The sequence below is a fragment of the Paenibacillus sp. FSL H8-0034 genome (assembly GCF_038000305.1).
Taxonomy (GTDB): Bacteria; Bacillota; Bacilli; order Paenibacillales; family NBRC-103111; genus Paenibacillus_S.
The window spans coordinates 470,260-492,349 of record NZ_JBBOBS010000001.1 but is presented as its reverse complement, the minus strand read 5'-3'; the positions used below and the strand labels follow the sequence as shown (position 1 = coordinate 492,349).

Genomic DNA, 22,090 nt, shown 5'->3' with positions numbered 1-22,090 from the left:
CATTATCGCATCTGAAATGATTACAAGAGAGAAGGGGAAGGGTGAATGTGAAGCTAATAACGGAGCAGCTTATCAAGCTGTTTGATTGGGTATGGTCGGTCTCGATCATGGCAAGTGTCTTGGTTGTGCTAATTTTAGTGATGCAGCGCGTGCTCAAGCATCGGTTGAAGCCAAGATGGCATTACTTGATGTGGCTGCTGGTTATAGTCCGATTAATGCTGCCATGGGGCCCAGAGAGTGAATTCAGTATTTATAATTGGATCGGTTATACGGATTCCGATCACTCAACCGTCCATGTCAATCAGGAGGAAACACTTGCCGAAGCTGCACTACCGGAAAAAACTGCTGTCCAAACGATGTACCGAAATGTTTTCATGGTATGGCTGATTGGTGTATGTCTATTAGGGGCGTACACGATTCGGATCAACAGAAGATATGCCCAACAGATGAGCAAAGAGACGGTTAGGATAACCGATGCAAGAATACTGAAGCTTTTTCATCAATGTAAAAAAATGATGTCGATCCATAAACCGATTGCTCTGGTGGAATCGTCCAGTACGTCTACACCGACTCTTTTTGGTATGATCAAACCGCAATTGATTATGCCACAAGCTATTATAAATCATTTGAATGACGAGCAATTGCAGCATGTGTTTCTGCACGAATTAGCCCATAGCAAGCGCAATGATATTGCGGTCAATTGGTTCATGCATATTTTGCTAATTATTCATTGGTTCAATCCCGTCCTGTGGTATGCCTATCGTCGAATGCGGGAAGATCAGGAAATCGCCAGCGACGCGCTTGCGCTCAGTTACCTTGCTCCTGACAAAAGTCAGGACTATGGTCATACCCTCATCAAATTATTAGAAAATCTCTCACAGCCTGCAAGAGTTGCAGGGAACGTCCATCTTACAGGCAGTAAAGTACAGCTGCAAAGGAGAATTACGATGATCAAACAGTTTAAATCCAATTCGTATCGTTGGTCTTTCCTGGGGATGGCAGCCATCATCTTCATTAGTGGCTGTACGCTAACCAATCCCAAGGCAAGCGAGACAGCTTCACAATCAGTGAGTACAACAATCTCCGAAGAAAAAGCCATACAGTCGGCTGCTACGGATTCGAATCCGCCAGCTAACGAAGAGAAGCTGGTAGCGCCCGCTTCAACAGGGACGCAATCAGCAACGCAGGAGAACAAACCGCCACTTCCCACTTCCACAGAAACGCAGCCTGCCGTAGAAGGCAAGTCGGGAACGGCCGCACCTGCAAGACAGCAGCCAACGGAATCGGTAGAGAAGCCGATGCTGTTCGCATCCACGGGTCAGGAACCAGCGGTTCAGGAAGACAAGCCACAACCGGTCGCATCTGTAAGGCAGCCAGCGGTGTTGGATGATAAACCGAGGCCAGCAGCTGTTGCTGTACCAGAGCCAGCCGTGTCCGACGAGAAGTCGAGACCAGCTCCGGCACCTGCCGCAGCGCAGAAGCCAATGCTGTTAGAAGACACAACAAGATCAGCCCCTGCCGTTGTGCCACTACCACCCGTATCCGACGACAAATCAAAGCCTGCTCCTGTCCCTCAAGTCGTAGTGGAACCAACGCCCCTGCCTAGTAGTTAATCGCTTTGTTGTGTAACTGGCAGTGGTATACCCCCAGCTATTTAGGTACAGAGAATCCACAGCTGGGGTCGATGCCTTTACCGCTTCCGATGCAGCCGATGCTTGCTCTAAGACACTCTTTCTACCAGACTGCCGGGAATACCGGCAGTCTTATTGCAGCTTCTGCACAAGCAGGAGCTGCCAGGACGCGAGACAGCTCCAGCTCAAGACTCCCACTGCTCTCTGACAAAATCCCATACACGGTCTTTAAAGTAACGGTGTCCCCCATCACCAACAAACAGCTCGCATCGGTCAGCTGCACCGAATTGCTCATATATGTTTAGAACATGCTCGAAGGAAACATGTACCCCTTCTATTGGAAACAACGGGTCGGATTCACCGTTGATCATCAGCACAGGACGGGGAGCAATCAATCCTATCACATCATACATCTCTCCGACCTGCATCATTCCGGGAACGGCATTGCAGATGCAATGATGGACCGACACCACCGAATGCTCAAACGTACAAAAATAACAGCCAGGCGCTACCAAGCGAATACGTTCATCCAGGGCTGCTGTAAATACGCACACCGCACCTCCGCTCGAATTACCCGTTATCATAACCTTGTCCATATCCAGCTCCGTCCGAGTTGCTGCATAATCCAGCACTCTGCTGAAGTCATGCACCCGCTCGCCGATTAAGGAACGGCCAAACATGAGCGATATCCGCTGCAGATCATCGCAGGATTTACTTTTGCCTTCGTCCATATCCTCCTGCCGAGCCATTTCCCAGAACCCACGCACTTCGGGTACAATAGCGGCATAGCCCTGCGCAACCGCTTGCTCTGCTAAATCCCGATCCTGGCGTACTGCCTCTTCCCGAGCCTCCCGGCTCTCGAAGTTACCAGCATAGTCCTCCTTGCCGCGTCTCCCATGTCCATGCGCACAAATCGCTAAGGGCACCGGCTTAACCATATTCTTCGGCAGCAGAAGATAGAATGGTACTTCAATATCGGTTTCACTCGTGATATAGATCTTCTCCCGTACATAATCAGGAAACTCGACTATTTCCGTTACTCGCGGCGATAGCGGGACGCCGGCTGATTGTCGTCTGATTTGCTCAAGGCCTGTGATCTCAGCCAGTTTACTGCGAAAAGCCTGCTGCCATTCCAGCCACTTCCCTGTATCCAATACTTGGTGATAATCAAACTCACGGGTAGTTTTTGCCAGAACCGACTGAATATATTTCTTCTCGTCAAAGTAAATCATGGTTTGCTCCTCCTCGTATCGCTGCCCCGGCTATAGATCATCGGGGGCACACCGATTTCATTTTTGAATAGCTGAATAAAGTAACGCTTATTGTCGTAGCCCAACGTATAAGAGATTTCTTCCACCGTCTTGTCCGTGTTATCCAACAGCTCTTTGGCCTTATTCATCTTGGTTTGGATCACATATTCAATAAAGGTCAAGCCCGTTTCCTTCTTATACAATCTGCTGAAGTAGGAGGAATTCAAGTGCAGGTAATCGGCTACCTCCTCTAGCGTTATTTTTTGATGCAGATGATCCTGAACGTATCGCTGCGCTTCACTGATTTCCCCCCGCTTGGATTGTTGGAATATAGTGCCCATTTGCGAAAGCATCTCCTCCAAATGCACTAACATCCAGCTTTTCAATTGATTCGTATGATCGATCTCGCTCATCGTGCTGTGGAGAACCTCAACGGAATAGTTGGTTTGGAACTTTTGCAGTGATTTGAATTTAACTCGCATGTCCAGAAGCAGCTTCAATACCCATTCCTTCACCATATCCGGAGGAAACCGTTCTTTCTCTACAAAGGACATCCATCTGGAAGCAGCCTCCTCCATGCCCTGAACATCCTCCTGCAAAATAAGCTGTTTGATTTCCTCAAGCGCCTCGGAAAAGTAGGTGAATAAATCTGCTTTTGAAAATTCCTCTTCCTTAATAACACCTATATACCCTTCCGGCAAATAAAAACGATGTTCGAGCGTATTTAATAGCTTGAGCAGGTTAGCTTTTAGCTGGCGCGGCTGTCCAGATCGTTCACCCAGATAAAATGAGACCTGGACCCTTAAATATTTGGTCAGTGAATCCTGAACCTGTTTGAGTGTATCTTGCACCAAGCTGTATCCGTTCTCCTTTACCGTCAGGCGGCAGGGGATGAATAGGAATCCTGACTTGGTATTATAGCGAAAGCTGATCGCTCCCTCCACCTTCTCCAACATTTCATCCATCACATTATCCACTGCATACATCAGCATGTCATCACACATATTCAAATTCTTTTTCGTTTGCGCATGCTGTTCGATGTGATAAAGCACAAGCAAATAAGGGTGGGCTTCATAGTTAATGCCATACTGCCTGAGCGTATCCAACCACTCTTCCTTATGCCATATCTGGTTATTCATAGTGCCCAACAAAAATTTTTGCTTCAGCTCCGCCTTATTGTCATGTAAAATATGCTGCAGCTGTTTTCTCTGCTTCCGACTTTCCCTCACCGCATCCAAGCGCCCACAAAGCTGCTGCAGCTGGGTCGTTATCGTATCAGGAGATATGCTTTCCTTCAGCATGTAATCCTGAACGTTCAGCTTCACAGCCTGTTGAGCATAATGAAAGTCGTTGTAGCAGGAGAGGATGATGGTGCAGAGCTCTCCGTTCAGTTCCTTTAGCAACCTGATTAACTCGATACCCGATATGTGCGGCATACCGATATCCGTAATCAGAATGTCGGGCATTTGTGCCTTTGCATGTTCAAGGGCCTCAAGGGGGTTATCATACATGCCCTGCATGAGCAAGCCGAGCTCCTCCCATGGTATGATTTGTTCCAAATATTCCAGTACGGGGTAATCATCATCAACCAACATGACCTTATACATTCGATTTCCCCTCCCTTCGATGGCTTCCTGGAATATAAATGCTGATCTTGGTTCCGATGCCTTCCTCACTTTCTATAGCTAAAGTGCTGTTACAACCGTATATGAGCTGTAGACGTTCATAAGCGTTTTTTAATCCGATTCCCGAAATATCAGTGTGACCAGGGCCGCTCTCCTCCACATCCATACCGGAAAATAATTTCTTCCGCAGCCTATCCAGCACCTCCCGTCCCATTCCATCCCCATTGTCCTCTACCGTTATAGCTAATCCTTTGGAATCTTTCCAGCTCGTGACCCGAACGGTACCACCTTTATGCTTTAGCCCGTGAAGAATAGCATTTTCTACAAAAGGTTGAATGGAGAAACGCGGAATTTCCTCCAATAATGTATCCGAGGCAGGGCTAAGCTCCAAGACAATAGGCTCCTTATGCCGGAAATTGACCAGCAGGACGTAGTTGGAGATCAGCTCAAGCTCGTCATGCAAGGAAATATACTCATTGTTGCGATTGATCGTCATCCGCATAAACGAGGATAAGGAGCTGAGCAATTCAGCATTTTCCCGGTCACCCTTCATCCAGATTTTCATTCGCACGGAATTAATCGTATTGAACAGGATATGAGGGTTCACCTGCGCCTGCAGCATTTCGAGCTCCGCTGTCCGCTTGCGTGTCTGCTCCAACGTAATTTGTCCGATCATGAGCTGGATACGATCAAGCATATGGTCGAAGGATTGGGCGAATTCTCCAATTTCATCCTGGGTTGAAATATTTGACCTCACCGTTAAATTCCCCGAACGCACCTTGGCTGCCACCTTACCCAACAGCTTGATGGGCTTGGTCAACTGGTTCATCAAATACAGCAAAATGATAAGAAATAAGGCAAAACAAGTGATCGTCAGCAGCAAAACATTTTGATGGACATGACTGATGGTATCGATCGCTTCTTTATAAGGCACCATGCTGACCAAATACCAATCCGAAAAAGACAGCTTATGCCTGACCAGCAAAAAATCCTTGTTCTGTTCCTTAACGATGACTGGTCCCTCACCCTCATCCCCGATCTGGTCCATATACGGAAACGTTGTACCGATTCGTGCAGGGTTGGTATGTGATAGCACGGCTCCCTTACTGTTCACCAGCATAATCTCTTGTGAGCTGCTGTAATTCTGAAATATATGATGAATATCCGTTTCGAACATGCTGGCGATAATATAGCCGCTCGTTCTGGAGGAATTTCGAATCGTACGGGCTATCGTGATCAGATATGGACTTTTACCAGCACTGGAAACAATATAGTTGGGCTGTGTTCCTACCCAATACGTTTCCAACGCATCTCTATTCTCCAATTGACGAAACCAATCCAGGCGTGTGAAATTCATTGGATCGTAATCCTGAAATTCAGAATAATTGGAGTAAGCGGTTCCAGATGTATCTATGACGGCCAAATAGATGGGATTGCTCGCAGCCGTCTCCACATTGGCGAATTTCTCATTCATCCTCTTGATCTGAAAAAATCGGGCTGTAGATCCCTTGTCTGTCGTCGTGTCATTCAAAATCGTTGCAACCTCATTATCGAACTGAATAACATTCGTGGTGTATATCAGGTTGTTGATCAGATTCGTAACATAAATATCCAATGTATATAAGGTTTGCTCCGTATTGGCAACCGCTTGCTCCTTCAGCACATCCTTCGTAACATAGTTGGAGATGAGCACTGCGATGACCATCGGGACAATCAAACAAAGGATCGAGGAAACGAGCAATTTTTGCCTAAATGACTTGACGTTAAGGATTTGTGCCCAACCGTTCATATATTCACTTCTTTTCCGTTGTTAAGAAAAGGACCGAGGAGCCATCATCTCCTTGATCCTCATCTATCATCCATTACTTTTTGTTTGCTGCTGCAATTTTGTTCAGCGCTTCGGTTCCCTGGGAAATCGTCGTGTTGAGATCCTGAACGCCGAGCAGGAACTTTTCCGTTTCCCCATTGAAAGCTTTTGCTGCTTCCGCACTATAGGTAGGAGGCATATCCAGCTCAGCAAATTTAAATGTATTCATTACATGCAGCAGCGATTCCTTATCCATAAATTGTGGCTGGGCCACATTGCTCATAACCGTATCGACAAGTTTGGATTTGTCCGCTTTCTTCCAGGCGGGAAACTCCTTGCCTTGCAGAACCAATCCTTCCGTCGATAAAAAGCGCGCTGCCTTATACGCTTCTTCTTTATGCTTGGATTTGGAGGATATAGCGATAAAATCTCCATTAACACCTGTATATCCACTCGTATCATCCTTGGAAAATTTCGGATAAGGGGCGTATACCGTTTTGAAGGTTGCCGGCAATTGAGCCGTACCTCCGGATTCCTTCACCAGCCATGACCCGTCAAATACCATAGCGATATTGCCTTTCATATAAGCAGCACGGCTATCCAGCTTCTGCGCGATAATATCAGCATACGGCATTGCCGTTTTATCAACCTGCTGTGCCTTCCACATCAACTCCAACGATTTCCTCGTCCGGGCGTTATCCACATTGGGCGTCCCGTCTTTTTTATACATCCCGTTTTCCTGTGGCTGATTCGATAGCACTGGATTCAGCAATGTATTATGGAAGTGGCCCCCGTATACCTTTTTCACACCCTCGCCCTTCGTCAGCTTCTTGGCGTAATCCATGTACTCATCCCAGGTCCAATCCTTCGGCACGGGAAGTCCGGCCGCATCCAGGTAATCTTTATTCAACAGTACCAGCTTTGCACTGTATTTTCCAGGAATGGCATAGTATTTTCCATTAAACTTCATGTCCAGCATATACTCGTCGTCGTAGTTGAGGCCTTCCTTTTTCATATACTCATCAAGCGGCTCGAGCATTCCCATGCCAATACGCTGTGAATAAGCACTTGAGCTATTGAGTACAAAAATATCTAATTGCTCACCTGAAGCAGCCAATAAATCGAGCTTTTTCATAGCATCAATCGCACTTTCAGTAAGAAATTCATACTCCAGCTTAATGTCGGGATTCTTGGCATTAAAAGCGTCAACCGCTTTGTTAATCGCTTCCCTCTCATTAGTGTACCAGCTGTGCAGCTTAATGACGACTGGCTTTTTTTCAGACGGGTTGTCTGTCTTTTTATTCGGGTCCTGCGCACTTGGTCCGGAAGAACAGCCAAGTATAGAGCCACAAGCAAGTATTACGGTTAATGGTATCGCCAGCCATTTTATTGTCATGATATTTCCCCCATATCGTTCGAATGTTTACCCTTTAACGCCACCAAGAGATATGCCTTCAATAACCTGTTTCTGTCCAATAACGAAAATAACGAGCAGTGGAATGATCGCTGAAACGGTACCCGCCATAATGAGTGAATAAAATTGTCCATTTTCGTCGGCAAACGACTGAATGCCTAATTGCAGCGTATACAAATGCTGAGAGCGAAGAAAAATAAGCGGGTTCTGATAGTCATTCCAACTCCATATAAACCGCAAAATCGCATAAGTCGCGATCGCTGGACGAACAAGCGGTATCCCAATATAAACAAATGTCCGATAATGCCCTGCACCGTCAAGCTTGGCTGACTCCATAAGCTCCTTATTAATTCCCAGAAAAAACTGCCTTAGCAAAAAGGTTCCGAGTACACTGAAGCTGCCAAGCAGAATAAGTCCCGTATGGCTGTCAAACAATTGCAACCAGCGGTAAAAGATGAACTGGGGAACCAGAATGGCTTCGTGCGGAATCATGTAGGTGCATAGCAGCATGAGGAAAACCACACTTTTGCCTTTAAAATCGATTTTGGAAAAACCGTAGCCCGCCATGCAGGAAACTACAATGGAAACACATGTCGTGATGCAGGTTATTTTCAAAGAGTTCCAGTAAAAAAGCGGGAAGGGAGATTTGCCCATCCACACGGCTTTATAATTGTTTATCGCATTCCAGTGCCGGGGAATCCATTCAACCGGATAATTGAACACATCCGCTTCCGGCTTTAATGACGCAGAAAGCATCCATATAAACGGCAGCATAAATGCGATTCCAAAACAAGACATGATCACGGTGACCATCAATTTCGTTGGATTGAGCTTTGTCATGCCTTCACTCCCTTAATAGTTAACCCACTTCTTTTGCCCGTACCACTGGATAAGCGTGATAAGCAGGACAAACACGAAGAGCACCAATGCCATTGCCGATGCATAACCGATATTCAAATTAATGAAAGCGGTTTCGTATAAGTAATATACGAGAACCGAGGTTGACCGCGCTGGCCCTCCCTGTGTCAAAACACTAATAATATTAAACACCTTGAAAGAACCGATAATACCCGTCACGAGTAAAAAGAACGATGTCGGCGAGAGCATAGGAATTGTAATACGCGTAAGCTGTACCCAAGGGCTGGCACCATCCATCTCCGCTGCTTCGTAAAGATCCTTGGGGATCGACTGCAGTCCGGCCATATAAATAATCAGGTTAAACCCGATTCCTGCCCAAGTCATAATTCCCATGAGAGAAGGAAGCGCATAATTCACATCGGCCAGCCATTTGGGAGGATTGGAAACACCCATCGCAATCAGCATTTGGTTAACCGGGCCATGGCTCGGATGAAATAATACTTGCCAGACGATACCAATAGCGACAATACTCGAAATATAAGGCATGAAATAAATAATTTTAAATAAGTCCTTGCCATAAACCGATTTATTGATCACAACTGCCAGCAGCAAAGCAAGGATCATTGTCAAAGGAACGATCAGAATAAAAAGCATATTATTCATAATCGATTTCCAAAAAATCGGATCGGCCTCTAATCTCTTAAAGTTTCCTAAACCAACAAATTTCATTTGATCGATGCCCGCTACAAAATTCCAGTCCGCAAAGCTTAATAACAGTGAGGCGATGACTGGCACCATAACCAGTACGAGAACACCGAGAAGCATCGGTCCCACAAATACATAACCCGTCATCGTTTCGATCCGGCGAAGCCGATTATTGCTGGCTTTAGATTTTCTCGCCTGCAGATCGATAGCCGTGTTGGAATACAATGAAACATCTCCTTTCCATAAGCAGCTTTTTTAGTTGATCAACTAAGTTATCTTCATTATGGAGGATCCCATTTCACTAAAACATGCAGAGGTTTGACCGAATTGTAATTATTTTGACTAAAATATCTCATGAACATACGAAAAGCAGGGGCAAGGGAATTCCCTGACCTCCTGCTTGCCGGCTGAATCTATTTACCTCTTACTTAAAAGCTTCATGTACCTTAAGCTGCTTCCCTTTAATCGTCGTATTCTTCATCGTTCTGAGTACGAGCGGGCCTTTTCCATTTAATATATCGACATACGTCACATTATCCTGAATCGTAATGATGCCGATATCCTCCACGGTAACCCCTTCAATTTTGGCAAGCGTTCCGACAAAATCGACCGCTCTGAGCTTTTTCTTCTTGCCTCCATTAAAGTACAGCTTCAAAATCCCCTTATTCAGCTGCTCGTTTCGATCCGCCTTAAGCTCAGGCTGGGTCTGCATTTTCGCTTCAAATGCTTCCCGGGCAAGGTCGACTTCTTCTGCCGAAGGAGCTTCCCTCTGCGGTATTTCGAATCCAATGTAGCCTTGAATATCTGCAAGAAACCGCTCCTCATGAGGCGTGACCAGACTGATCGCTTTACCGGTTTTGCCTGCGCGGCCGGTTCTTCCTGTCCGATGCACATAGCTGGCTTTTTCCATAGGCAGGTCATAGTTGATGACATGTGTGATATTATCGACGTCGATGCCCCTCGCCGCTACGTCGGTCGCGACCAAATAACGGAATTCGCCTCTTTTGAACGCATTCATTACCTTGAAGCGATCATCCTGCATCATGCCCCCATGGATTTTATCACACGTATAATCAGCCCGCTCCAGCTGCTCGCACACCTCGTCCACATGCTCCTGAGTACGGCAGAAGATCATACAGCTATCGGGATTCTCCACGATAATTACGTTCTTCAGCAGCTTAAACTTATGCTCCTCTTTCACCATAAACAGTGAATGCTCGATCTGATCCGCTGTCGTTACCGCAGTCTGAATCTCGATGTCGATGGGATTTTTCATATATTGGTGACACAGCTTCTCCACGTCTTTAGGTAAAGTAGCCGAAAATAACAGTGTGATCCGATCCTCGGGCAGTTCGTCAATAATCGCTTCCACCTGATCGATGAAGCCCATTCTGAGCATCTCATCCGCTTCGTCAATGACCAAAAATTCAAGCCGCTCCAGATCGAGCGTTCCTCTTTTGATATGATCCATCACTCGTCCCGGGGTACCGACAACCACGTGACACTTTTGATTTAATTCGAGCTGCTGCTTGGCAAAGGGCTGCTTGCCGTATAACGCGACCGCTTTAATCCGTTTGAACCGGCCGATGTTGGTTATATCCTGCTTCACCTGATCGGCAAGCTCCCGCGTCGGTGTCAAAATTAACGCCTGCGGCCTGTTCTCCTCCCACTCTACCATTTCACAGATTGGAATCCCGAACGCAGCCGTTTTCCCACTGCCCGTCTGGGATTTCACAGCAAGATCCTGCTTCGTCAACGCAATCGGGATCACCTGGCTTTGAACATCAGTTGGCTCCTCATAACCAAGGCTTTCCAATGCCCGTACAATATCTTCACTTAATGTATAGTCTCTAAAACTTCGTTTACTCATCGGTGAACTCCTTTTATATGCCTCTATTGCATCACACAACGCAAGTGCTTGCCTCAAATTATATATCAGCAGCTAGAACAAGTCACCCATTCTCGGTGACGCAGCACTTTTTGTTGGTTAAGGGGGAACCATGCTCGTTGTATCCATTCAGATATAGGGTCAATATTGACAGGCAAGGTGGTTTCATGTAGCCTACAAACATATATGAACAAAGATATAACGGGAATGTGCAAAGCATTCGTCAAAATGGGGGATATCCTTGCTAGCTGCTGAAAGAAAACTGAGGATCGTAGAATATGTGAGACAAAGTCGGGTGGCTACGGTTGCAGCATTGGCTCGTGAATTTGGTGTTCATGAGGCTACCATTCGGCGGGACCTCGCGGAGATTGAACAGGAGGGTTTATTGAAGAGAACCCATGGTGGCGTTATTGTAGAACAATGGACTCATGATGAGCCACCCTTCATAGAAAGATCGAACCAACGTTTGGAACAAAAAATGCGAATCGGTAAGATGGCGGCCAGCATGGTCGAGGATGGGGAACACATCATCATCGATTCCGGGACGACCACCTTGCATATCGCCAAAAACCTGGTGCACCGCTCCAACATTACCGTAGTAACGAATGATATGAACATTGCCGCTGAATTGAAGGATGCATCAGGTATTAAAGTTATCGTAACGGGTGGCGAGCTCTACCCTTCCAGTTATATGCTGAATGGCATGTTTACGGATCATGTCCTGAGATCGCTGCATGTCGAAAAAGCATTTATGGGTATACCGGCTATACATCCCAAGCACGGCTTGATGCATCCGGAGGCTCAGCTGGTGACAGCTAAGCAGGGGATGATTCATGCCTCTCAAGAAATTATTGTCGTAGCTGACGATAGTAAAATCGGTAAGCTCTCCCTTCATTCCGTGGCCCCTAATAGCTCTATCCACAGCTTGATCACAGGGAAAGAAGTTCAGGAATATGATATCCAAGAATTCCGCGATTGCGGTGTTAACGTAATCATGGTTTGATCTTTATATGAACTTCTATTTGTCGTGCAAGGAATAGCCACCATTAACAAACAAGAGGGAGGGACATTAAGTCCCCTCCCTCTTGTTTGTTAATGGTCAGGCAAAGCTATACCGCTCAAGCGTCGCGACGAAAACCTTCGGTTCATCTACTGCAAATCTCCGTATCCCTATATCCAGCAAGGCAAATAAGGATTCCTGACTGAAATGAAACGGCAGTACCTCAAGCTCCAGTCCCTTATCAGCGAGCTGTTCCAAAGCCATCTGCAAATACTCGCGCTGTACCTTGTATGTCCAGGAACTGCTCGTGGCTTCTCCTGAGTTATCCGCATCAACCAGATGAATTTGTACAATATCCAGAGCGTCAAAGCCGCTATCAGCCGCTGCCGCGAATTTGCGCGCAACCTCGGCTTCGGGATTCGATCCGCCCGATATCCATAACATCGTCCGAATACCGGGGACAAGCCGCTTCATGATTCTACAGTTCTCATGGTCCCGGTGACAGAAGATGATTTGCCGCTCAACACCACAGCGTTCAATCAGCGCCGCCAGCTTATCCAGATCAACCTGTTTGTAATCCAGATACAGCTCCCGCTCAGGGTGAATCGCCAAAACAGCTAGTACTTGCTCAAGCGAAGGCACCTTTTCTCCCTGATATTTATCGCTGAATCGGACACCCGCATCCCAGGCTTGCGTTTGCTCAAACGTACATTCCGATATGAGTCGGTCACGGTCTGCTTCCGAGGCCGTTGTTGTGCGTCCCGGTGTCTCATCGTGCATACCGATGATGATCCCATCAGCAGTTTGCCGGATATCAATCTCCGGAATGCCACCGAGTTCCCACGCATACTCCATCGCCACCATCGTATTCTCTGGAAATTCCGCAGCCGTGCTTTGATGAGCCTGCCAGTGAACACGCTGTGCGGCAGCTTGCTTGTTCGTAACGGACATAGTGATGTTAAACACCTCTCTAAATTAGATAGACGAGCTTAAGATTAATCATTCATATTTTGTTTGTTTATGCTCATTTATGTTTATTTAGATTATCACTGGACAATATTTCTGTCAATATGAAGTTATCAGCTCCGTTACCCAAAAAAACTACTTTTTCATAAGCTTATCAGCTGAATTTTTGAATGTAGTCAGTGTCGTCTGAATATCCTTGTTGTCATACATGATCGCTTGCATAGCAGAACGGAACTCCTGTACAATTGGCGTCCATGCCAAGTGCTTATTCGTGTCAATGGCGTATTGAAGCTGATCATACGCGACCTTACGATTCGGTTCTTTTGCATACAGTTCTTTAATTTCTTTGGACTCTACCATTTTCTTCGTGAAAGGCAGGTAACCGGTGTCGATTACGAACTGCTGACCGCCCTTAGGGTCCGTCATCAACCAGTAGATAAACTCCCACGCAGCCGCTTTGTTTTTGGATGAGGCCAGCATGGTAACGTTCGCTCCTCCGGTTGGCGTGGCGTACACATCATTTTTGGGCAGGAAGGAGGTTACATACTCAAACTTCGCATTTTGCGCCATACCCCCGATACTTCCCGTCGATTGAAGCAGCATGCCGATTTTTCCATCCACAAACATTTGATTTGCAATATTTCCCGAATCCTGAGTCGGTGGGTAGAACAATGCTCCCGTGTTCTGAAGATCCTTCAGGTAACTGAACACTTTAAGCCCTACGCCATTGTCGTAAAACCCGACCGAGGTGCCTTCATCATTAAAGAATTTGCCTTTGGACTGAGTCATCATCGCAATGATATACCAATCATCAAAAGGCATGGATAAGCCCTGACGTTTATAAGCACCATTTTCTTTTATAACCAGCGCATTGGCGACGGTTTTCATTTCTTCCCAGGTCGTAGGTACCTTAAGTCCCAACTCATCCAGCATCGTCTTGTTGACATGAAGAATCGGCGTGGAGCGGTTCAAGGGTAGAGTGACCAATTTATTATTAAAGGTAGAGTGGCCCATCAGACCTTGGACAAAATCATCTGTGCTTAAATTCGATTTTTTCAAATAGGGTGTCAGATCCTCCAGCACGTCTGCATCCGCAAACAGCTGAACGAAGGAACGTTCCAGCATACTGACATCGGGCGCCGTATTGGCTGCTGCTGACTGCTGAAGCTTTGTAACCACTTCATCGTAGCCACCCTGGAAGGTACCTACAACCTCAATATCGGGATGTGACTCATTGAAGCGTTTAATCATTGCATCCGTATATTCGCCGTTTTTCCCGCCCATGGAATGCCAATACTGAATCGTCGTCTTGCCAGCCTTTGCGGGTGCTGGTGCTGGCGCTGCCGTCGGTGCCGATGTTGGTGCTGGAGTGGCTCCGCTGTCATTGGCTTGAGGTGCTTGACTACAACCTGCAAGTACACCAAGCAGCATCGTTGATGCCATAATTGTAGATACTTTATTATTCATTATCATCTTCCTCCCTTTTCTTCGTGCACAATTATGAACCCTTATTCGAAAGCGATTAAATGATTATTTAATCCCTGAATAAACAAATGCCTTTACAATTTGCTTCGAGCAAATCAGATAAACGAACAAAATCGGAATCACTAAAGCCACATTACCGGCCATAATAATATGCCAGTTGCTGATACCTTCCGTCTCTCTAAGCATGGCGATTCCGAGCGTCAGCGGACGAACCGGGTTCGAATCTGTCATCACGAGTGGCCAAAAGTAGTCATTCCAATGACTGACAAAGCTGAATAATGCGATTGTTGCCAGTGCCGGCATGGACATGGGCGTCATGATTTTCCAAATAATTTTGAACTCACTGGCGTTATCCAGCTTGGCTGCTTCAATAATTTCTTCAGGAATTTGCATGAAATATTGGCGTAATAGGAAGATGCCGAAGGCGTTGGACATAAAAGGGATAATTTGCGGCCATAAGGTTTTGATCAATCCCCAATCAGCGAGCATCAAGTAGACAGGGATGAAGGTGACTTGACCTGGGATCATAAAAGCCAGCAGCACCATGCCAAACAAAATTTTCTTCCCTGCAAAATGGTATTTGGCAAAAGCGTAAGCAGCCGGAATCATCACAGCAAACTGTAAAACGATGATGGACAGCGTGACGACTATCGAATTTTGGGCATAGGTCAAGAACGGACCAGAACGCATAGCAGTTGCAAAATTATTCCACTGGGGCGATGCCGGGATTAAAGTCGGAGGAAACGTCAAGGTTTCCTGAATGGTCTGCAGCGACGTCGAAATCATCCAAAAAAACGGAAAAACAAAGATGATGAGAAGCAGCACTTTCAATAAATTGCTTAATACCGACCAGATGTGCCTGGATTCAAATGTCATGAATGTACGAACCCCCTTTCTCTCCGTCGTTTGGATCGTCTATTGATAATGCACCTTTTTGGACAGCAGCCGGAAGTAGACAAACGTCAGCAGGCTAATAATAACCAGCAGCACGACTCCGGTAGCAGCCGAGTAACCGATACTCGTGGTTCGAAAACCATAGATATAGTAAACAAGTGTATTGGTTGCATTATTAGGGCCTCCGCCCGTCATGATTTTGACGGTATCAAACACTTTAAACGAGCCGATGGTCATGATGATTAAGATGAAAAACAGCTGCGGTGATATCATAGGAAGTGTAATTTTGTAAAACACCTTAAATCTGCTCGCATTATCAAGTGCTGCCGCTTCGTATATCGTAGGCGGTATACTTTGTAGCGCAGCCACAATAATAAGCGTGTAGTAGCCGACGCCCTGCCATACCGATACGATGATGACCGATAATAATGCCGTATCCGAGCTTTGCAGCCACTGGGAAGTGGGCAGTCCCATCGCTCTCAGAGCAAAATTGAGCAAGCCCTGGTTCGGTTCCATCAGCCACAGCCAAACGAGCGATACCGATACAATCGATACGATATGCGGGGTAAATATGCCCGCCTGCACTATCGCATTGAAGCGTATTTTTTTGTTCAGCCAAATCGCCATTAGCAGCGAAATCAATAGGGTGAGCACAACAACGCCAACGGTATAGGTCACTGTGTTCCCCAAAGCCTTGTAAAAGTCACCCCGGGTAAAAATTTGCTCAAAATTTTCCAAGCCGATAAATTTGCTTTTCGATTTGTTCATCAGGTTGTATTTATAAAAGCTCAAGTAGATCAGGTACGCAATCGGGTAGATGACAAAGGTCACTATACCGAGCATTGCAGGAGCGATCATCAGATACGGGCGCACCTTTTCCCAAACTGTTTTTTTACCCATGGGAAAACCCTCGCAGCTTCCGCATATAGTCATCCCATTGTTTGTGATCCTTGCCCATCCGGCTGTTGTCCGCCCCGAAGAAATCCAGCTTCGCTTCCGGTACACCGAGGTAAACCTCCTGGTCGACGGCAAACAGATCCTCTGTGCATTTCACCATAAAAGCATCCGGTCCTGATCTGACCTGATAAATCGTTTCCGAACCCAGCATTTCTCTCGTCACAATCACACCACGCAGCGATAAATGGTGCCCAGCGGGCTTGGCCGACAAAATGACACTCTCTGGACGAAATCCGTACTTCACCCCTCCCACTCCCAAATCGCCAACATTCATCGGAGGAACTCCGATAAATTGTGCGGCAAACAGATTGTTGGGCTGACGATACATCACATCCGGCGGGGCCTCCTGCTGAATTTGACCCTGATTCATCAAGACAATCGTATCCGCCATCGACATCGCCTCCACCTGATCATGAGTGACGTAGACGAAGGTCGTACCGAGCTTTTTGTGCAGCTCGATCAGCTCAATCCGCATCTGCACCCTAAGCTTCGCATCCAGATTGGATAAAGGCTCATCCATCAGAAACACCGAAGGCTGCTTGACCATAGCGCGGGCCAATGCAACACGCTGGCGCTGACCACCTGACAAGGTCGACGGTTTGCGGTCCAGGTACTCATACAGTCCAACCGTAGCGCTGATAGTCTCCACCAGACGGGTCCGCTCTGCTTTGGGAACCTTGTTATTTTTCAAACCGAACTCAATATTTTCCCGCACCGTCATCGTCGGGTAGATGGCATAGTTTTGGAACACCATCGCAACCCCTCTTTTACCAGGTGCAATGCTCGTTACATCTTTTCCATTAATGAGCACCTGGCCTGACGTCTGTGGATCGATGCCCGCAATCATGCGCAGCAGGGTTGTCTTCCCACAGCCGGATGGACCCACCAGTACCGTGAACTTACCATCTTCTATCGTTAGATCCAGATCCTTGATGACTGTGTGTTTCTCGAATGTTTTGGTAACTTGTCTGAACTCAATGGAAGCCATAAGCAATCCCCCTTTCCTTGTGCAAATCCATCTACACCCTGTACACCGTCATACCCCAGTCCTGAAAAGGCTTGATATCGTAATCACTCACTTCTTTACCTGTAATCAAGGTGTGAATGGCTGTGTTCGGGGCTACGGTGTGAAGCGATAGCTTGCCGATCTTGCTGTCGTCGGTCACGACAATAATTTCCCTCGCCGACTTGATCATCCCCTGCTTCGCCGTCACCAGCTGAGCCTCTGGATGCATAAGTCCGTGCTGCGGGTGCAGCGCAGGCGTTCCGATGAACGCCTTTTCCACATGCAGCGATCCAAGTACATGATCCGTGAACATGCCATTTAACATATAACTGGAAGGATACAGCTCCCCTCCGGTTAAAATCACTTTAATTCGCGGGGCATCCCGCAGCTCGGCAGCCACGTTCATATCGTTCGTGACGACCGTTATATGGGAGCGGTGAACGAGGTTTTTGGCAATGTGCAATGTCGTGGTGCCGGAGTCGATAATAATGTTCTCCCCGTCTTCCACCAGACTTGCTGCCATCTGACCGATTCGTTCCTTTTGGTCCACGTGCTGGTGCGTTCTTTCGTTAAAGGAGGGCTCATCGTGAGTCCACTGCTCAATGATGACACCGCCGTGAGTCCGCTTCAGTATGCCTTCCTGCTCAATTTCCGTAAGATCCCGCCGGATCGTAGCCTCATGCACGTTAAACTCATGGGCAAGCACGGTAATAGTCGCTGTCCGATACTGCCTCACATATTCCACAATACGCAGCTTTCTCTCTGCCGCCAGCATTCTACATTTCCCCCTTGAGCAGCTCTGTTCATTACTGCAATATAAATTATTCGTTTTGTTCATTCATGTTCAATTGTATTGTAATCACGAAGCGTCAAGAGGGTGTTAAGCTGATATGAAGAATACGTAAATCGATTAAAGTACCGATTGAGCTGCAATGAATGTCGAATTATTGTTCCACGGGCAACATTAAATGGCGAATATTAGCCAGAACCCCTTGTCAGTACTGGTAATTCAGCCTTTCATTGTAGGCTCTTAACAGCGTAAATCGATTAATCCGAACCTGATGTGCCTCCCGCAGGCTGCTTTCCAATAGCTCTTCGCTTACACTCAGCTCTTGCACCGAAGTTGGACCGCCTATTTTCTCAAGGAGCCCTCTAAGCGTCGCAGGGTCAGGGATGTTCGCGATTTCAAGGCGCAGCTCTTCCCAATGATCGGCAATCCTCGCTCCCGCTGCCCATGAATTCTCCTCGGCTGCACGCCTCCATACCTCACTGCCCTCACTAGCGATCTGATGATACAATCTGGAGATTTGGATACAGGCCACACCTACTTTCGCGCCATGCAGCAGCTGTCTTTTGCCAAGCCGTATATACGCCATCTCCCAATAGTGAGAAAGATGGTGCTCCGCGCCCGAAGCTGGATGAGAATGACCGAGCAGCAGCATCGCAAGACCGGATTCGATCAAAGCCCCGATTAATGTGCGAATACCCTCCTTCTGCCTGAGCGCGATCAAGTCAATCTGATTCACACATTGCAGCAGTGCCGTCCGGGTTATATCCGCAGCTACCTGCAAGTAAGGCTCTGCACCTGCAATCGAACCGAACTTCCAATCAAACAGGGACGTATATTTGCCCAGCATATCTGCGAAGCCCGCTGCTATCATCGCTTTGGGCGCTTTAACCAAAATATCCAGGTCGGCAAATATCGCATCGGGACCAACCGCCGCAATCGTCTGCTTATCTCCCCTGATCAGAATAGGGGCACCCTTGGAATTAAAACCGTCTACAGAGGGTGCTGTGGGAACGGAGACAAAAGGAACCCTTGTGCTGTAGGCGGAGTATCTGGCAATATCATGAATGGTTCCTCCTCCCACCGCAATCACTACATCGGCTGCATGACGTTGTATGTCGATGATGTGCTGAATAAGAGCAGGCTCGTCCGCAATAACATCGCCTTGAGTATTTGGTTTAATCATCGTGGTATATGTGGACAAACCTGCGTCTGCGAGCAATGTCTCTAATTGAGCACCCGCCACCTGATAGGTAATGGAATCAGCCACTATACTGACTTGTCGATAAGATTTACCTATCAAATAGTTAGCCACTTCCTGGATCGCACCGGAATCGATCCTGATCAGATCCAGATCTATGGCTTGTCGCATACTTTCCTCACAGCCTGCTGTCGCCTTCTTGATTTTTGCTAATAAATCTACCATGATTCACTACCTCATCCTGTTTCTTTTCTTTGTATTAAACCATGTCCATTATTGCTCAGTTTGTTCATTCGTGCCCAAATTGATTATAGGAGTCGTTTATTTGGGGAGTGTCAACGGGATATGAATAATATGTAAAGCTGGAAATGCGAGGAATGATGCGGTACACAAAAAGTCTTCTCATTGCGCACGCAGCGATTAAGAAGAACTTTTTGATTACGGTTAGATGTATGAGGGTCTGCATCTCGGTGAAAGGTGTCAGTAACTCAGATCCAAGGATGTTTACTTGGTAATAGGCCTTTTTGGTGGCTTCCAGTCTTTTTCAGTTGTCACTTCTATCATTTTTCCATCGGACTTGAGTAGGATATTGCCATGCAACCCTGTGGAGTAAACCTCGGCGCCTTTCTTCTCCAGACGCTCCTTTAGGTTTGGGCTTTGAAAGTTGTTTTGACTCATGATGACGATTTGCGGGGATACAGCATTCAGAAACACTTCCGATGAGGAGGTCGATTCGCTGCCATGATGAGGAATGTCCATCATATCGGACTTCAGCTTATCCTTCCATGAAGAATCGGTAAGCTCGACTTCCCGGTGCTTGTAAATATCAGCGGTAAACAAGAACGTGCGGTCACCATAAGTCATGTTGAGTCATACTTAACAGGAGGGCGCGTCTATCGCGTCCTCCTGCAGACTGCTACTCTTACTTCGTATTTGTATAACGCTCGTACGCTTTCTTGTAGCCCTTCATATATTCATCCACGCCCATTTTTTGCACAGTTGCCACATATTTATCCCATTCCGACATCGGCTGGGAGCCGGTGATGAACTTGGCTTCCATCTCGCCGATATAATTATGCATATCCGTCCCCACCGTGGATCTGAATTCGGTTTCTTCCTCAGTGAAGTTAAAGTTGTTCCACAGCTCTTTGACTTTGAACGGCTCAGCCTTTTTACCAACAGCCACCGACTCCGGCAATGTCTCGGACCCTTTGAAATATTTCTCCTGTACGAAGCCCGGATAGCTGCCTCCCAGCCAGGTGATATGTTTAGCCAGTGCCTGATCCATCGTTAGTCCATTCGGATTTTTCGTAATATCCTCCACGAATTCCAGCTTGCCGTCGGATGTTTTACGGTACGTTTGCCCCTCAAGGCCCATGAAATAGAACGTAGCACCCTCGTCACCATAGAAATGGTCAATCCAGCGAATCGTCGCTTCGACATTTTTGTTTTTATCGGTAATAACGAAGGCTCCAGGCCATACTACAGGCACTTTAACATGCGTGTACAGCTGATCGCCATACGGACCCTTTAAAGCTCCAAGCCCCACGTAGCCCGGCTGATTCATCTGTGTCATCGGATTCGGATTGATGGTTGCCCCAAAAACACCCTTTTGCCCTTTCGCGAATAAAGCACTTGTCTTGACGGTGAAAATTTCCTTATCTATCAGACCTTCCGTATACAGCTTGCGTACATATTCGATAACTTCTTTATATTTGGCATCGGTACGAAAAAAGCGCAGCTCGTTCGTTTTTGGATCCACGTCAACGAATTTGTGCCCCAAGCCACGGTTTCCAAAACCCCATGCGCCCCTAAGCTGTTCGATCAGCGGATTGATGCCTTCTCCGGCATAAGGAATTTCATCAGCCTGCCCATTTCCATTCAGATCGGTTTCCTTGACTGCCTTCAAATATTGGTACAGTTCCTCTGTCGTTGCAGGCTCCTTTAGCTTTAGCTTATCCAGCCACTCCTGTTTAACCCATAGCGGAGTTCCGATCAGCATCGGCAGGAATTCCGGGCTGTAAAAAGAGGGGAACGAGTAGATGTAACCGTCCGGCATCGTCAGCCCTTTTTTCAGATCGGGGTATTTATCCATCAGCTTTTTAAAATTGGGGGCGTATTTGTCGATCAAGTCGTTGAGCTTAACAAATGTTCCTTGTGCACCATATTTCATCAAATCCGACGCAGGTACGCGGGCAGAATAAAAAGCATCAGGGTAATCGCCTCCAGCCAAAGCCAGATTGCGCTTCTCTGTCAAATTGTCAAAAGGGACCAGCTGAAACTTAACATTGACGTTCGACAACTTGGCATATTCCTTCCACACTGTTGTTTCCTCAAAGTTATTACCGTTGGTCGCCGCCTTGCCCGTGAAAAATGTGAGCGAAACAGGCTGTTTAACGATCGGCATACCAGACTTCTCTAAGTTGGGAACTTCCCCTTTTTTACCATCGGGACTGTTTGAATCTGGCGCACTCGCGGAGTTTCCGCTGCATGCGGATAACAGGCTTCCGGCCATGGCGACGACTAATGCTGCAGATGTCCAACGTCTTCTTTTCATATGATGAATTTTCCTCCCTTATTTTGCTTTCTTATTGTATCTATAGACTAAAAGGGTAT

General features: G+C 46.9%; 18 protein-coding genes. 2 read left to right on the top strand and 16 right to left on the bottom strand.

The genetic code is table 11. The features are described 5' to 3' along the window. Positions 1–47 precede the first annotated feature (47 nt). Positions 48–1,613 (top strand): M56 family metallopeptidase, encoded by a 1,566-nt coding sequence (locus NST47_RS02260; RefSeq protein ID WP_341153763.1) that lies wholly within the window; start codon positions 48–50, stop codon positions 1,611–1,613. Positions 1,614–1,816: 203 nt separating this feature from the next. Here NST47_RS02260 and NST47_RS02255 read toward each other — a convergent pair whose 3' ends face one another. The 7 genes from NST47_RS02255 to NST47_RS02225 form a co-directional block, all read right to left on the bottom strand. Next, complete coding sequence (locus NST47_RS02255) at positions 1,817–2,863, bottom strand: alpha/beta hydrolase family protein (protein WP_341153762.1); 1,047 nt, start codon at positions 2,861–2,863, stop codon at positions 1,817–1,819. Next, positions 2,860–4,488 (bottom strand): response regulator transcription factor, encoded by a 1,629-nt coding sequence (locus NST47_RS02250; RefSeq protein WP_341153761.1) that lies wholly within the window; start codon positions 4,486–4,488, stop codon positions 2,860–2,862. The genes NST47_RS02255 and NST47_RS02250 overlap by 4 nt, the downstream gene beginning before the upstream one ends. Next, on the bottom strand, positions 4,481–6,295 hold the full coding sequence (locus NST47_RS02245) for a sensor histidine kinase (RefSeq protein ID WP_341153760.1): 1,815 nt from the start codon (positions 6,293–6,295) through the stop codon (positions 4,481–4,483). The genes NST47_RS02250 and NST47_RS02245 overlap by 8 nt, the downstream gene beginning before the upstream one ends. Positions 6,296–6,368: 73 nt before the next feature. Further along, complete coding sequence (locus tag NST47_RS02240; RefSeq protein ID WP_262683484.1) at positions 6,369–7,709, bottom strand: ABC transporter substrate-binding protein; 1,341 nt, start codon at positions 7,707–7,709, stop codon at positions 6,369–6,371. Positions 7,710–7,736: 27 nt separating this feature from the next. Beyond that, the gene (locus tag NST47_RS02235) at positions 7,737–8,567 is read right to left on the bottom strand and encodes a carbohydrate ABC transporter permease (RefSeq protein WP_341153759.1); all 831 of its coding nucleotides are present in this window, start codon (positions 8,565–8,567) and stop codon (positions 7,737–7,739) included. A gap of 12 nt (positions 8,568–8,579) precedes the next feature. Next, positions 8,580–9,515, bottom strand: coding sequence for a carbohydrate ABC transporter permease (locus NST47_RS02230; protein ID WP_372237372.1), 936 nt, complete (start codon positions 9,513–9,515; stop codon positions 8,580–8,582). Between the two features lie 199 nt (positions 9,516–9,714). Next, positions 9,715–11,160, bottom strand: a complete 1,446-nt coding sequence (locus tag NST47_RS02225; RefSeq protein ID WP_341153758.1) for a DEAD/DEAH box helicase — start codon at positions 11,158–11,160, stop codon at positions 9,715–9,717. A gap of 259 nt (positions 11,161–11,419) precedes the next feature. Between NST47_RS02225 and NST47_RS02220 the strand changes: the two genes are divergently transcribed. Further along, complete coding sequence (locus tag NST47_RS02220) at positions 11,420–12,181, top strand: DeoR/GlpR family DNA-binding transcription regulator (protein WP_341153757.1); 762 nt, start codon at positions 11,420–11,422, stop codon at positions 12,179–12,181. A gap of 96 nt (positions 12,182–12,277) precedes the next feature. Here the strand turns inward: NST47_RS02220 and NST47_RS02215 are convergent, their stop codons facing one another. From NST47_RS02215 to NST47_RS02175, 9 genes are all read right to left on the bottom strand, one after another. Next, positions 12,278–13,129: a glycerophosphodiester phosphodiesterase gene (locus tag NST47_RS02215; protein WP_341153756.1), complete on the bottom strand. Its 852-nt coding sequence runs from the start codon at positions 13,127–13,129 to the stop codon at positions 12,278–12,280. 150 nt (positions 13,130–13,279) lie between these two features. Next, on the bottom strand, positions 13,280–14,611 hold the full coding sequence (locus tag NST47_RS02210; RefSeq protein WP_341153755.1) for an ABC transporter substrate-binding protein: 1,332 nt from the start codon (positions 14,609–14,611) through the stop codon (positions 13,280–13,282). Between the two features lie 63 nt (positions 14,612–14,674). Beyond that, positions 14,675–15,505, bottom strand: coding sequence for a carbohydrate ABC transporter permease (locus NST47_RS02205; protein WP_341153754.1), 831 nt, complete (start codon positions 15,503–15,505; stop codon positions 14,675–14,677). A gap of 39 nt (positions 15,506–15,544) precedes the next feature. Next, positions 15,545–16,423, bottom strand: coding sequence for a carbohydrate ABC transporter permease (locus NST47_RS02200; protein WP_341153753.1), 879 nt, complete (start codon positions 16,421–16,423; stop codon positions 15,545–15,547). Beyond that, the gene (locus tag NST47_RS02195) at positions 16,416–17,468 is read right to left on the bottom strand and encodes an ABC transporter ATP-binding protein (protein WP_341153752.1); all 1,053 of its coding nucleotides are present in this window, start codon (positions 17,466–17,468) and stop codon (positions 16,416–16,418) included. Before NST47_RS02195 ends, NST47_RS02200 begins: the two co-directional genes overlap by 8 nt. 31 nt (positions 17,469–17,499) lie before the next feature. After that, entirely contained in the window at positions 17,500–18,261 is a 762-nt protein-coding gene (locus NST47_RS02190) for a DeoR/GlpR family DNA-binding transcription regulator (protein WP_341153751.1), read from the bottom strand. 220 nt (positions 18,262–18,481) lie between these two features. After that, entirely contained in the window at positions 18,482–19,699 is a 1,218-nt protein-coding gene (locus NST47_RS02185) for a sn-glycerol-1-phosphate dehydrogenase (protein ID WP_341153750.1), read from the bottom strand. 279 nt (positions 19,700–19,978) lie between these two features. Next, complete coding sequence (locus NST47_RS02180) at positions 19,979–20,338, bottom strand: ComEC/Rec2 family competence protein (protein ID WP_341153749.1); 360 nt, start codon at positions 20,336–20,338, stop codon at positions 19,979–19,981. A gap of 58 nt (positions 20,339–20,396) precedes the next feature. Further along, positions 20,397–22,031 (bottom strand): extracellular solute-binding protein, encoded by a 1,635-nt coding sequence (locus NST47_RS02175; protein ID WP_341153748.1) that lies wholly within the window; start codon positions 22,029–22,031, stop codon positions 20,397–20,399. Positions 22,032–22,090 lie beyond the last annotated feature (59 nt).

Excerpts from the sequence above, each read along its gene's own strand:
- NST47_RS02180 (WP_341153749.1), bottom strand. The coding sequence starts at position 20,338 with ATGACTTATGGTGACCGCACGTTCTTGTTTACCGCTGATATTTACAAG.
- NST47_RS02205 (WP_341153754.1), bottom strand. The coding sequence starts at position 15,505 with ATGACATTTGAATCCAGGCACATCTGGTCGGTATTAAGCAATTTATTG.
- NST47_RS02215 (WP_341153756.1), bottom strand. The coding sequence starts at position 13,129 with ATGTCCGTTACGAACAAGCAAGCTGCCGCACAGCGTGTTCACTGGCAG.
- NST47_RS02175 (WP_341153748.1), bottom strand. The coding sequence starts at position 22,031 with ATGAAAAGAAGACGTTGGACATCTGCAGCATTAGTCGTCGCCATGGCC.
- NST47_RS02185 (WP_341153750.1), bottom strand. The coding sequence starts at position 19,699 with ATGGTAGATTTATTAGCAAAAATCAAGAAGGCGACAGCAGGCTGTGAG.
- NST47_RS02250 (WP_341153761.1), bottom strand. The coding sequence starts at position 4,488 with ATGTATAAGGTCATGTTGGTTGATGATGATTACCCCGTACTGGAATAT.
- NST47_RS02210 (WP_341153755.1), bottom strand. The coding sequence starts at position 14,611 with ATGAATAATAAAGTATCTACAATTATGGCATCAACGATGCTGCTTGGT.
- NST47_RS02200 (WP_341153753.1), bottom strand. The coding sequence starts at position 16,423 with ATGGGTAAAAAAACAGTTTGGGAAAAGGTGCGCCCGTATCTGATGATC.
- NST47_RS02190 (WP_341153751.1), bottom strand. The coding sequence starts at position 18,261 with ATGCTGGCGGCAGAGAGAAAGCTGCGTATTGTGGAATATGTGAGGCAG.
- NST47_RS02245 (WP_341153760.1), bottom strand. The coding sequence starts at position 6,295 with ATGAACGGTTGGGCACAAATCCTTAACGTCAAGTCATTTAGGCAAAAA.
- NST47_RS02225 (WP_341153758.1), bottom strand. The coding sequence starts at position 11,160 with ATGAGTAAACGAAGTTTTAGAGACTATACATTAAGTGAAGATATTGTA.
- NST47_RS02235 (WP_341153759.1), bottom strand. The coding sequence starts at position 8,567 with ATGACAAAGCTCAATCCAACGAAATTGATGGTCACCGTGATCATGTCT.
- NST47_RS02240 (WP_262683484.1), bottom strand. The coding sequence starts at position 7,709 with ATGACAATAAAATGGCTGGCGATACCATTAACCGTAATACTTGCTTGT.
- NST47_RS02195 (WP_341153752.1), bottom strand. The coding sequence starts at position 17,468 with ATGGCTTCCATTGAGTTCAGACAAGTTACCAAAACATTCGAGAAACAC.
- NST47_RS02255 (WP_341153762.1), bottom strand. The coding sequence starts at position 2,863 with ATGATTTACTTTGACGAGAAGAAATATATTCAGTCGGTTCTGGCAAAA.